General features: G+C 40.0%; 9 protein-coding genes. 3 read left to right on the top strand and 6 right to left on the bottom strand.

Annotated elements, in window-relative coordinates; all coding sequences use genetic code 11:
* Window positions 1-2: 2 nt before the first annotated feature.
* From ACZZZW_RS19700 to ACZZZW_RS19690, 3 genes are read left to right on the top strand one after another with little or no spacing between them, the layout of a single operon-like run.
* Window positions 3-347: an L-rhamnose mutarotase gene (locus ACZZZW_RS19700; protein WP_055905569.1), complete on the top strand. Its 345-nt coding sequence runs from the start codon at window positions 3-5 to the stop codon at window positions 345-347.
* Complete coding sequence (locus tag ACZZZW_RS19695) at window positions 344-1,393, top strand: aldo/keto reductase (protein ID WP_463496050.1); 1,050 nt, start codon at window positions 344-346, stop codon at window positions 1,391-1,393. Before ACZZZW_RS19700 ends, ACZZZW_RS19695 begins: the two co-directional genes overlap by 4 nt.
* Window positions 1,393-2,406 (top strand): zinc-binding alcohol dehydrogenase family protein, encoded by a 1,014-nt coding sequence (locus ACZZZW_RS19690; RefSeq protein ID WP_463496048.1) that lies wholly within the window; start codon window positions 1,393-1,395, stop codon window positions 2,404-2,406. Before ACZZZW_RS19695 ends, ACZZZW_RS19690 begins: the two co-directional genes overlap by 1 nt.
* Before the next feature lie 227 nt (window positions 2,407-2,633).
* Here ACZZZW_RS19690 and ACZZZW_RS19685 read toward each other — a convergent pair whose 3' ends face one another.
* From ACZZZW_RS19685 to ACZZZW_RS19660, 6 genes are all read right to left on the bottom strand, one after another.
* The gene (locus ACZZZW_RS19685; protein ID WP_463496046.1) at window positions 2,634-3,608 is read right to left on the bottom strand and encodes an MlaD family protein; all 975 of its coding nucleotides are present in this window, start codon (window positions 3,606-3,608) and stop codon (window positions 2,634-2,636) included.
* A gap of 2 nt (window positions 3,609-3,610) precedes the next feature.
* Entirely contained in the window at window positions 3,611-4,384 is a 774-nt protein-coding gene (locus ACZZZW_RS19680; RefSeq protein WP_055905559.1) for an ABC transporter ATP-binding protein, read from the bottom strand.
* Window positions 4,385-4,394: 10 nt separating this feature from the next.
* On the bottom strand, window positions 4,395-5,201 hold the full coding sequence (locus tag ACZZZW_RS19675; RefSeq protein WP_463496043.1) for an MlaE family ABC transporter permease: 807 nt from the start codon (window positions 5,199-5,201) through the stop codon (window positions 4,395-4,397).
* Window positions 5,202-6,651: 1,450 nt separating this feature from the next.
* Entirely contained in the window at window positions 6,652-8,901 is a 2,250-nt protein-coding gene (locus tag ACZZZW_RS19670) for a GH92 family glycosyl hydrolase (RefSeq protein ID WP_463496041.1), read from the bottom strand.
* 73 nt (window positions 8,902-8,974) lie between these two features.
* Window positions 8,975-10,504 (bottom strand): glycoside hydrolase family 28 protein, encoded by a 1,530-nt coding sequence (locus tag ACZZZW_RS19665; protein ID WP_463496039.1) that lies wholly within the window; start codon window positions 10,502-10,504, stop codon window positions 8,975-8,977.
* 3 nt (window positions 10,505-10,507) lie between these two features.
* Entirely contained in the window at window positions 10,508-12,718 is a 2,211-nt protein-coding gene (locus ACZZZW_RS19660; RefSeq protein WP_463496037.1) for an alpha-N-acetylglucosaminidase, read from the bottom strand.
* Window positions 12,719-12,757: the final 39 nt, after the last annotated feature.

Genomic DNA, 12,757 nt, shown 5'->3' with positions numbered 1-12,757 from the left:
AAATGAAAAGATATTGTTTAGCACTTGATCTGATCGATGATCCTGATCTGATTGCAGAATATGAAGCCTACCACGTTAATGGTTGGCCTGAAATTAAGGAAAGTATTATAAGTGCGGGGATTATTGATATGGAAATATACCGAATTTCCAACAGGCTTTTTATGATAATGGAAGTTGGAGAAGATTTTAGTTTTGAAGGAAAAGCCGCCATGGACGCTGCAAATCCAAAGGTACAGGAATGGGAAGCACTGATGTGGAAATATCAGCAGGCACTGCCACTGGCCAGGCCCGGTGAAAAATGGCTGTTGATGAAAAATATTTTTAGATTAAAAAGTGAGGTGTTATGAAACAGCAAAACGGGCAAACTAATAACAGGCAGGATGATTGCGTTTTACCAGCTGTTATTTTCGGCACAAGCAGTTTAGGGAACCTTTACCAGGCAATTGATGATGAGGTTAGGTTGGAAATTGTGGAGCAATGTGTAAAATCATCAGCACCATTAACAGTTTTTGATACCGCCGGGAAATATGGTGCAGGTTTGGCTTTGGAATCGCTTGGTAAATGCCTTGCTAAGCTAAAAGCCGATCCCGAAAAGGTAATCATCAGCAATAAGCTTGGTTGGTACCGGATGCCGCTTGTAACCCCCGAGCCAACTTTCGAGCCTGGTATCTGGAAAAATATTCAACACGATGCCGTACAAATAATCAGTTATGAGGGCATTATGAAATGTTTTGAACAGGGAAATAGTTTATTGGGAGATTATAGTGCCCAAATGGTATCGGTACATGATCCTGATGAATACCTTTTTACAGGCAATAATGAGGCAGAATACAAAGAAAGATATCAACACATTTTAGGTGCTTACAGGGCTCTTGGTGAATTGAAAGATGAAGGACTGGTAACCTCTGTAGGCGTAGGTGCAAAAGATTGGAAAGTAATCGAAATGATTGCCAGGGATGTTGATCTGGATTGGGTTATGATTGCGAATAGTTTAACAGTTAAGTCGCATCCAAAAGCTTTGATAAAATTCGTAGAAAATTTAGGTAAGAAAAACATAAAAGTGATTAATTCTGCTGTTTTTAATGGTGGATTTTTAACCGGTGGTGATTTTTATAACTATCAAAAGGTTGATTACGAAAGCATTGCAGGTAGAACATTGCTGAACTGGAGGAAAGATTTTTTTTATGTATGCAGTAAGTTTGATGTGCTGCCGGCAGAAGCCTGTTTTAATTTTTCATACCGTTTCCCCGGTGTGGCCAGTATTGCATTAAATACCACCAGGCCCGATAAAGTAGCGGTGAATGTTGCACTTGCATCAAAAGCCCCTCCTGCTGAATTCTGGTATGAAATGGAAAACCTTGGATTAATTGAACTTCAAATTTTAAACCTTTAATGAAAGCACTGATCTGTAAATCCCCGGGTGAATTTAACTATGTAGAAAAAGATTTACCTGCTCTAAAAGAAAATAATGTGCTGCTTAAAATGAAAAGGCTAGGAATCTGTGGTACGGATTATCATGCTTTTGAAGGTACACAGCCATTTTTTGCCTATCCTAGGATATTAGGTCACGAAATTGCGGCAGAAGTTGTAGAAGCTGCAAGTCAAAATAATTTTAAGCCAGGTGATCTGGTTACCATCAGTCCATATTTTTCATGTGGCCATTGTATTGCCTGCCGAAATGGTAAATCAAACTGTTGCGTAAATATGCAAGTTTTCGGCGTACATATTGATGGTGCCATGCAGGAGTATATTTCAGTTCCGGCTGATGCTGTTGTGGCCGGGCAAGGCCTTTCTGTTGATGAACTTGCACTCGTTGAGCCTTTGGCTATTGGTGCACATGGTGTTGCCCTTGCCGATATTAAGAAAGAAGAAACTGTTCTTATTATTGGTGCCGGACCAATCGGCTTGGGAACAATTGCATTTGCGAAAATTGCGGGTGCCAGGGTTGTTGTTGCTGATGTAAATGATAACAGATTGGCTTTTTGCAGTGATCAACTCGGCGTTGAACATGTTATTAATCCCATTAAAACAGATGTATTTGCCCGGCTTAAAGAAATTTCAAATGGCGATATGGCTACCGTGGTAATCGATTGTACGGGCAATTTAAATGCAATTAATGGCAGTTTCAAGTTTTTAGCGCATGGTGGCAAGTTTATTATGATAGGCCTTCAAAAAGGAACAATTGAGGTTGTACATCCAGAATTTCATAAAAGGGAAGCCATGCTGATGAGCAGCAGGAATGCATTGCCTAAAGATTTTGCCCATGTAATAGATAGCATTAAACAAGGACTAGTTAAACCTTTGGATTTTATCTCCCATAGGCTTAATCTAAATGCGGTTAAGGATCAATTTAGTCAGTTGGCAGGAGATCAATCGGTAATTAAAGCACTGATTGATTTTGATTAAGCAATGATTTTAAAGCGGAAAGTTTAGGAAATCCCTTTACTTTCCGCTTTTGTTTATTTCTTTTAATTTCCCGTTCCCGTTTTCTGTAATTTTGTTTACATGAAAGTGCAAGGTAAACTCCATCCAAAACGCCTGCTTTTTCATAATAAGCTATACTCAATATCGACAATTATATAGTTTATATGGAATATACAATCCCTTATTTGATGTATTAATTATGGGGATTGTTACTGCTGCTTTCTCAATGAATCTTTTGCTCTTTTTTTGAAAAAACCACGGAGCAGAAAATTGCTTTGTACTGCTTCCAGGTCTTCATCTAATTTTTTGCTGCTTTTTTCGAGGTTTAACATAATTGTTCTAACCTGTTCGGCAGTTTTCTGATCGTTTAACAAAAGCCCTGCGGCGTTATCAGATGTTTTTAGTTTTGCAGAGGCAGCATCAAGATTTGCCGCTAAACTTGAAGCCGATTCAACCGATTTTTGTAGAGTGGCAGCAGAACGTTCCAGCTTTTTAAATACAGCAGTATCCGTCAGCATTTTATCCATCAGTCCGTTTTTAGTATTTAGTGTTCTTCCAAAACGGCCAAGGAGTTCGGCACTTTGCGCTGTTGCTATGGAAGTTTTATTAAGGTTTGCCACCATCGATTTAAAGTTTTTGGCAAGTTCTTCATCCGATAATAAAGCTCCGGCAGCACCTTTTCCATCAATCAGATTTCTAGACAGTATTTTAAAGTCGCCAGTAACATCAACCAGGTTTTTGTTGTTAACCTGTAAGGTTTTCATAATATCATCGGTAGAAAGTGCAGAATTAACTTTTAGCATGTCACCATCTTCAACAAAAGGGAATTTTGGGTTTCCTCCGGTTATAACTACAATTTTATTTCCAATCAGTCCATCTGCACCAATGCTCGCGCCAGCATCTTTATGTATGTATTTATGAATATCTTCCTCCACACTTAGGTATACTTTAACCTGGGAAGTGCCAAAAAATTCAATTTTCTTAATTGTACCTATTTTTACCCCTGAAAACCAAACATTATTGCCTTTTTTTAGTCCCTGTATATCGTTAAAAACAACAGTTAGGGTAAAACTTTTAACAAAAGTTTTTTTCTGGCTGCCCAGGGTAAATATTCCCAATACAAAAATCAGGATGCCAATAGCGATGAAAATTCCTACTGTTACTTTTTTTCTGTTTTCATTCATAGTTATTGTATAAAGTTGTAATCAAAAAATGGTTGTGCCTGCTGATCTCCAGAATTAAAAACCTGCTCAAAAGAACCCTGTCTTTCAAAATTCCGTTCAATTAACATGGCTACCCTGTTGCCAACTTCTTTGGCGCAGGTAAGATCGTGGGTAATAATAATTGCGCTGGTATGGTAACGTTCCTGAACATCGTTAATGAGTTTATTAATCTCACGTGAGGTTATCGGGTCTAGGCCGGCAGTAGGTTCATCATAAAGCATAATTTCAGGTCTTAAAATTAATGTCCGTGCTATGCCTATGCGTTTCCGCTGTCCGCCAGAAAGTTCAGAAGGCATTTGGTTAATGGTTTGCGAAAGTCCTACAGCATCCAGCATTTCCTCTACAGAGCTATTTACTTCCTGTTTGCTTAGGTCTTTCCGGTTGCGTACCAAAGGAAATTCAAGGTTTTCTCTTACGGTCATACTATCATAAAGGGCACTGTTCTGGAAAGAAAAGCCAACCCTTAGTCTGAGTGCCAAAAGTTCTTTATAAGAAATTTCATCCACTACCTGGTTCAGTACGCTCACCAGTCCCGAATCGGGTTTAAGCAGGCCGATAATAATTTTAATCAATACTGATTTACCCGTTCCGGATTTACCCAAAACCACCAGGTTTTCACCTTTGTATACATCGAGTGAAGCATTTTCAAGTACAGTATAGCTGCCAAAGGATTTGTTTAGCCCTTTAATCTCAATAACCTTTTCTACACTTTCATCTGTAAACTGTTTTTCTTTCATAAATGCGGGCTTATGTATTAAATAAACTAAAAATTTGCACGCATACTACTTCCTCAACAAAAATTAGAAACATGGCGGTAACCACCGAAGAATTGGCTGCTTTACCTACACCTTCGGTACCTTTAGAAGAATGATAGCCCTGATAACAACCTACAATGGCTATTGTGAAGCCAAAGAGTATAGCTTTAACCGTTGAGGCAACAATATCCAGATAAGTAATGCTTTCGAGTGCACTTTGAAAAAATGTAGTTGCACTTGTTCCTTCATTTACCGAAACATTAAGCAGCGCACCTAACATACCCACCATTGCGGTGTAAAAAGTGAGGATAGGCATGGTAATCGTAGCTGCCAAAACACGTGTACTCACCAAAAACTTAAATGGATTGGTTGCAGAAACTTCCATCGCATCAATCTGTTCGCTCACCTTCATCGAACCCAGTTCGGCCCCAATGCTCGAACCTACCTTCCCTGCAGCAATTAACCCGGTAAGGAGGGGAGCAAGCGTTCGCAGCAAGGCTATACCAACCAACGAAGGTAGCCATGAGGTTGCGCCAAACTCTGAAAGTGATGGCCTTGATTGTTTTGTAAATACCAGGCCGGTAATGAAGCCTGTTGTAGAAATAAGTAAGGCAGAGCGGTAACCAATTTCATAACATTGCCTTACCAGTTCTTTCAGCTCGTAGGGTGGAAGAAAGGCTTCCCTGAAAAAACGGCCAATGAATTTAAAAACTTCATAAAGGGAAATGAACCAAGCTGCAAACCGCCCGACATGTTTCAGCTCGTTGTGATTGGCATTTAGCTCTTTTTCTGTTGCCATTGTTTTTCGGTTCGTATTTTCATTGCTTCAATCAATATTTTGTGTGCTTTTTTATTAAATTTTTATGCCAAACCGATAGGTAAAAGCTTAGTATCTTAAGCTATACAGAAAAGTGTGCAAATTGTTTGGTTTTAAACCTGTTAGTTTTGTTTAAATCTTTAAAATATGCTTTTAGCCCAGGAATGCGAAAGCCTTCGCTATGTTTCAGGATTGTTAGGTGTATGTTTAAGGAGATTGTTGTGATGATGTTTAAGGCGATTGTTGTGCTGAATTTGAAGCAATCTTTTTAGCAGTGTATCTAACACGGTCGTCATTCCCGCGCATGCGGGAATCGTTATGTTTTCGCTCCGCTGGGGCTTGCCTCGGTTGGCCACCGAAGGGCTTTTACTTTTGGCTTGGCCCAAAAGTAACAAAAGTCCAAGGCTTGGAACTGATGTCGGATAAATTCGTTAAAGCTTTTTGGTCGTCAGCACAAGTTCCGCCGAAGGGGGCGGAAAGTGTGTGCTGCCTCAATGCAACTATGGAAGGAAAGGTAATGATAAAGCTTTAACGTTTTCTCCTTCCATCATTTCCTAGGCCGGATAGCGGGGTGCACATAGCAAAATTCAAATAGCGAGGTGCAAATAGCATGATGCAGGGAATGCGTTAAATCCGTCATTGCGAGGCTGGGAAAGAGCGAGCCGAAGCAATCTTTCTAGTAATGTTTCTAACACGGCCGTCATTCCCGCGCATGCGGGAATCGTAATGCGATCGCTGTGTTTTTCGCTCCGCTCGGGCTTGCCTCGGTTACCGATATGAAATCGGTACAGGTCAGCCACCGAAGGGCTTTTACCTTTTTCTTGATAAAAAGGTACCAACCTGAGCGCAGCGAAAGCATGACTACCTATAAAAACAACAAACAATAAGGCATAACTGAAAGGCTTGGAACTGATGTCGGATAAATTCGTTAAAGCTTTTTGGTCAGCACAAGTTCCGCCGAAGGGGGCGGAAAGTGTGTGCTGCCTCAATGCAACTATGGAAGGAAAGGTAATGATAAAGCTTTAACGTTTTCTCCTTCCATCATTTCCTAGGCCGGATAGCGGGGTGCACATAGCAAAATTCAAATAGCGAGGTGCAAATAGCATGATGCAGGGAATGCGTTAAAGTCGTCATCTCGACCGCAGTGGAGAGATCTTTGGATTTGCTATCAACATAACTCCTTAATTAAGAGGTTGGGGAGAGCGAACCAAAGCAATTTTTGTAATTGTATTTAACACGGTCGTCATTCCCGCGCATGCGGGAATCTTAAAGCATTGGCTATGTTCTATAAAGTATTTAGCCTTTATCCAAAGATTTCGCCTCCACAATCTTAAAAATTTAGCTGCCAGCGAAGCACTTTAATATTGCTTAGTGCCCCGCAATAACGGCCGCTTTAATCAAGCCTTTCAATGGTAGCGTAGTCGAAGACCTATTATTTTTTTTCTGGCTGATCTTCAAGGTAGAAAATCATTTTGCCTCCGTTGGTAAGTATTTGATGAGTAACCTGATTTTTATCAAAAGTTTTGCCGTTTATTTCAATTTTTGATATATATATAGACTTATCACTCTTTTTTAACGCCTGAATGGTTAATTTTTTACCATTATTGAATGATATTACAGCATTTTTGAATAAAGGACTGGTTAACTGGTAATTTGCTGAAACAGGATCAACAGGGTAAAATCCCAGTGCTGCAAACACATACCAGGCCGACATCTGCCCCGCATCATCGTTTCCGCTTAATCCGCCAGCACCATCGCTATATTCTTCGGCTAAAATGCGCGAAACCTGCAATTGTGTTTTCCATGGCGAAGAGGTGTAATTATATAAAAAAGGAATCTGGTGGCCAGGCTCGTTTCCATGCCAATATTCTTTTTTATCAAAGAGCGAATCGAGTTCATTTTCCAGCTTTTTACTCCCGCCCATTAATTTAATTAAGCCGGGCATATCATGCGGAACATAAAAAGTATATTGCCTTGGTGTTCCCTCTGTAATATAAGGCTCGCGGTGATCGGAATAGAAAGGCGCGTACCACCTGCCATCAGCATATCGTCCGTTAACCATTCCAACCTTCTGATTAAACACATTCCGGTAATTGAGTGATCGTTTTGCGAGTTGGAGGTAATCGCTTTTTTTGCCTAAATCTTTCGCAATAGTCGATAATGCATAATCATCGTAGGCATATTCCAAAGTTCTGCTTACTTGCTCTTTTTTATGAAAGGCATTCGGAATACTATCTTCCATCGGGATATAACCATATTTTAAATAGCTATTTATCCCTCTTCTGCCTTTTCCATTCAAATAATCAGCAGAATCGGGCATGTTAAAAGCATTTTGCCTCATTAAGCGGTAAGCTTCCTGAATATTATAATTGCGGATGCCCTTATTGTATGCTGAAGCAATAAATGCAGTGGCATGATCGCCAATCATTGCAGCGGTATAGCTGTTCCAGCAAGGAAATATAGGCATCCAACCACCTTGTTGCCCTTTAAGTACCATGGAATTTACTAAACTATTTGCTAAATCTGGTTTTAGTAACTCAATTAACGGCAATTGCGCACGGTAGATGTCCCACATGGAAAAATCATCATAATAATTGCCTTCTTTAATGGAATTGTTCTGGTATTTTGCATCAAATTGTGGATATTTTCCATTAACATCATTGTATAAACGCGGGTGTTGCATGGCGTGATAGAGCGCGGTATAAAATATTTTTTTGCCTTTTTCATTGTCGTCAAAAATACGTACCTGTGACAAGGATTTTTCCCAACTCTGATTGGTTTGTGCCAAAACAGCATCAAAACTTTCATTTTTAATTTCGCGCTCCAGGTTAGCTTTAGCTGCGGCGATGCTTGTGAACGAAGTACCTGAATAAATGAGTAATTGTTCGCCTTTTTGAAGTTTAAAACCTGCATAAGCTCCAATATCTTTTTTATTACTGATGTTTTGCTGGTTAAAAACATTACCCTCAGCGTAAACCCCGGCGGATGTAAATGTTTTTTTTATGCGGATGAAAAAATAACCACTAAAACCTGCCGGTTCTCCCCATCCCTGGTAAATGCGGTGCACAGGGTTGTAGCCCGAAATCTCACCTTTTTTTGCATCAACCTGGATAAAGCCCTTGTTTTGATCGCTGTTTGGACTCACTAAAATATAAACGCTATCTGTTTTTAAGGCCGTAATACGCATCACTCCACATCGTAAGCTTGCTGTAAGTTCGGTAAGCAATTGTTGCCGTGGTAGTTGCAGTTTGTAGTAGGATGGGGTAGCCACTTCGTTTTCATGAACATAATCTTCGGCGTATTGTGTAGCGTTGGTTTTAAGTTGACCAGAAATGGGCATAATGGTAAAACTTCCATAATCCTGAGTGCAGGATCCACTTATCCAATGGGTTGCGCGGAAACCGTAAAATTTTTTGTTGTTGTAGTAATAGGGGGCAAGACATTTTTTTTCGGTGAGCTGGGTTTGGGGCGTCCACTGTGTCATACTAAAGGGTGGCGCAACAGCTGGAATGGTATTGGCGAGGCGTTCGGTTTTATCTTCAACATGCTGGCTGGCCAGCGTAGTACTTGCCGATGTACCTGAAAAAGGCTGCACATAAGGAATTAAGCTTTTTTGCTGCGCATTTATGGTATTAATGGCCCCTGTGGTAAAAAAGACCATTAAGCACACAAAAATTCTCACTTTATTTTTATGTTTTTGAGCTTTATATTTTATATCAGTTAACAACATATGGAAATGTGAATATAAACTTTTGTTATTGAAGCACCTTTACTGATTCTTTATCATTAAGGGGTAATTTGATGTTTTTTATGGAAACCTTTTCCGTTTTTTTCAGAATCACCTGGTAGCGGTTTTCTCCTTTTTCAACCTGTAAATTATCAAGATTGATTGAGGTAACATCATCGAAAATTACTGCTGGTCTGAAATCTGTTGTTTTATAGTTCAGTTTAATGTTTTTAAAGGAGATGCCTTTGGCGTGGCGAATGTAAAAACCCCAGGCCGGCAACTCACCAAACATGGTAAATTCAGGGTATCCAGCTTCATTTTCCACTACATTATCCAGTTGATCAATAGGAATATTGGCTGTTTTTTCGGAAGCACCACCGCCAAAAGTAATTTCAATATCTTCGAGCACTATATCTTCTACCAGATGGCCTGGAATTCCTGTAATGGAAGCGGGCAGCAAATTGTGCGGCGGTACTTTAGGCAATGGCCCTTCAAGCGGGTAACCTGCATCAGGCTTAGCATCCGGAATATCTGCCTTTACTTTCGCAATGCGGACATTTTTAATGCTGCTGTACTGGCTGGTTTTATTCCGGTGGCCTAAACGGATAAAAATAGCGTTTCCGGTGTATTTTGCTGTAACGCCTTCAATATCTACATTATCGATAAAACCACCATCAACAGCTTCGAGCGCAATGGCCGAACGGTAGGTATTGTAAACGGTAATATTTCTTACTTTGATATTTTTAAAGCCCCCATAGGAACCTGTTCCGAGTTTAAAACCACTAGCACTGGAGCGGATGGTACAATTTGATACAGATACATTTTCGCAAATACCTGGGCTTCCTTCTGATTTTAAACAAATGCCATCATCAGCCGCATCGATATTGCAATTGGTGATGTTTACGTTTTTGCTGTTTACAATATCAATACCATCATTATTCCAATAATCGGTACTTTCTACGGTAACACGATCTATATTGAGGCGGTTGCAGTTTACAAAATCCTGCACCCAGCCCGCACTGTTTTTTAGAGTTACATTTTTTACGGTTATATCTTCACAATTGGAAAAAGCGATCATCCTCGGGCGGTTATTTTCTGATGGCCTCTTTATTCTCCAGGTTTCATCCTCGAGTAGGCCTTGGTGCAGGCACAATAACAGGTTTTTTACTACTTCGGCACCACGACCATTAATCGTTCCTTTGCCTGTTATGGCAATATTGTGTTGTGCTTTGGCCGAAATAAGTGCCTTTGCATCGTTTTTACCATAATCTAACCGGTTGATACTGCCTAAAAGTTCTGCACCTTCGGAAAGATAAAGTGTTACGTTCGATTTCATTTCAATTGGCCCGGTAACAAACTGCCCTGAAGGGATAAATACACGTCCTCCTGCCTTTGCAGCTACATTTATGGTTTGCTGAATGGCTTTGCTGTTGGAGAATTGCAGACCTGCTTTTGCACCAAAATCAACAATGTTGAATGATTTGTTTTGTGCTTCTGCATTTGAAAAAAACACTGATAAAATAAATAAACAGGGAAGGATTTTATAATTCTGCTTCATTTTTTATTGATAGGCTTTTTGCATCAGGCTACGGTACTTTTTGTGCATTAAAATGGCTATTGTAACCGGGTTACCTTCAGTTTTTGTTGAATAATCTTTTCTCTGGTTTACCCATTTCCATTCCCAGTTGCTTACTTCTTCATTAAACTGTTTAATTTCGATTGCGTTTTGCTGGTTAATTGCGGTTGTTGCATATTTGAAAAAAAGTTCCCATCTGGGTTTATAAAAATCACTTAATAAACCACTCCATTGCCTGCAGGCATATTCATTTAACGGACTTTTCTCATCACCCCATAAGGTGATCAAATCTTTGGCATTCATTTCGTAAAGTGCTTTTTCTGCCGGGTTGTTTCCCCAGGCTCTGGCTTGATTTATCCACGGGCCTAGCAAAAAATCTTTTCGGGTAGCCAATAACCTGTCCAAATCATCAATCAGTTGTATAAATTTTAAACTTTCTGTTTTAAAAGCAGCCATATCCTTTTTTTGGTAGGCCGTTACAAAATTGCGTTGTAAATGCAGGGCATAATTTGCCATAGTTTGCCGGGTTATATCCACCACATCGTATTGAAATCCATCGCTATTTTGGCAGGCTGGAGCAGCTTTTATCAACTCATCCCAGGCGGGCAGCAAGTCGCGTTCGTTGTAATTTAATGTTGTTTTTGCCCAACGGGTAAGTGAATCAAGCGTTGGGCGGGCCTGGATGATTGATTCTGCACCATCTCTGATGTATTTATCGGCCGGTACATTGTAAACTGTTTTTCTTAATATCTGCCAGGCTTTTTGTGCATTGATGTTATTATTGCCATATCGGTTTACTACAAAATTTGGTAACCATGTTTTTAAATCTATCGGTTTAGATTGCCAAACATTGGCCATCATCAGTTCATATAAAACCGGGTTTTGTTCAATTCCTTCCATGGTGAGGCCAATTCCTTTCATTTTACCACTTTGTGGATCATTTAAAGCTTCGGCAGGTGCATTTGCCACTACATCCATCCGGCCAAAGAGATTGGTATTTCCGCCAAAATTGTGCAACATGTTCCAAATCCAGGGTTTACCATAAAAACCTGAAGTTCGTTTCCAAACGGGTTCAATTTCGGTGGCTAAATCCAGTAGTATCATTTTATCATCGGGTACGGCTTTTAAGAGGGCTTCTGTTTGAGGTGCTTTCCAAAATTTTCGATCACTGTAAAATAACCAGCCTTGCATTACCCAAATTGCTTTTGGATCTGCCTGGCTCATGCCATCGTATATTCTTGCGCTTAACTTACCTAAAAAGTCGGGCTCAGCAGATGGTGGTTCGTTTTCGTTAAAGGTATCGGCAGAGTAAAGGTGATCGGTACCGAGCAATGCCGTTTGTTTTTGAAGAAATCTTTTACCGATTGCGGCAAACATCGGATCTTCAGAATCGAGGATATAAGTATCTGCGAAACCATTTGTCCAGTTGGTGGTTTTTAGTTTTGCAGTGGGGAATTTCTTTTTAAATGCCGCCGGTACATGTCCGGTAAATGCCGGTAGTACGGGTTTCATGCCCATTGAACGCTGTCTGGCTAAAATTTTCTTTTGCAATTCGAAGTGGCTTTTCATCCATGTGAGGGGGAGTGGTCCGCCCCAACCATCAATATTGCCCATCCAAAACCAAGAAAAATAAGCCGGACCTGTAAAAAAATCCTTTAGGTCGTTATCAGAAAAGCCCATTTCTTTATACACCAAATACCAGGTATACTCTTCTCCGGTAATGGCTAAAGGCATATTAATGCCATGGAGTGCCATCCAGTCTATTTCTTTTTCCCAACGGGGCCAGTCCCACCAGCTCATGCTATAATTAAAAGTGCAATAATTAAGGTAATAGCGGTATTCGTACGGGGTAGATTTTCTGATTTTGTTTTTTACAACTGGTAAATTTTGGGGTAAATTCAGGTTTGTACCGTTCCAGGTTACCTGGCAATGGGCGTATTCGGTTAAATAGTAGTAAAATGCCGAAGCAATAGCCACACCACTGCTTCCACGTAATATAATGGTATTTTTTTTGCTTTCAATTTCAAAAACATCCAAACCTTTTTCCGCAGCTATACTTTGTGTTTCAAAAGCCTGGTATTTATTGGGTAAAACTCGTTTAATGAGTTCGTTTGAGGCTTTAAGGTAATCTTGTGCACCTGCTTTAACACATAATAAGGTTAAAAGTGATGCGAAAAGGTATATTTTGAATTTCATCTGGTTATTTTGTTTGTTTCGATATTCAGCGTTAGGATT

The organism is Pedobacter sp. AC379, assembly GCF_979258145.1.
Note: the sequence above shows the minus strand (reverse complement) of the source record. Positions and strands in the feature narration are given on the sequence as shown.

What these genes read in the sequence shown, in the direction of transcription:
- ACZZZW_RS19665 (WP_463496039.1), bottom strand. Translation starts at nt 10,504, where the DNA reads ATGAAGCAGAATTATAAAATCCTTCCCTGTTTATTTATTTTATCAGTG.
- ACZZZW_RS19695 (WP_463496050.1), top strand. Translation starts at nt 344, where the DNA reads ATGAAACAGCAAAACGGGCAAACTAATAACAGGCAGGATGATTGCGTT.
- ACZZZW_RS19660 (WP_463496037.1), bottom strand. Translation starts at nt 12,718, where the DNA reads ATGAAATTCAAAATATACCTTTTCGCATCACTTTTAACCTTATTATGT.
- ACZZZW_RS19685 (WP_463496046.1), bottom strand. Translation starts at nt 3,608, where the DNA reads ATGAATGAAAACAGAAAAAAAGTAACAGTAGGAATTTTCATCGCTATT.
- ACZZZW_RS19680 (WP_055905559.1), bottom strand. Translation starts at nt 4,384, where the DNA reads ATGAAAGAAAAACAGTTTACAGATGAAAGTGTAGAAAAGGTTATTGAG.
- ACZZZW_RS19690 (WP_463496048.1), top strand. Translation starts at nt 1,393, where the DNA reads ATGAAAGCACTGATCTGTAAATCCCCGGGTGAATTTAACTATGTAGAA.
- ACZZZW_RS19700 (WP_055905569.1), top strand. Translation starts at nt 3, where the DNA reads ATGAAAAGATATTGTTTAGCACTTGATCTGATCGATGATCCTGATCTG.
- ACZZZW_RS19675 (WP_463496043.1), bottom strand. Translation starts at nt 5,201, where the DNA reads ATGGCAACAGAAAAAGAGCTAAATGCCAATCACAACGAGCTGAAACAT.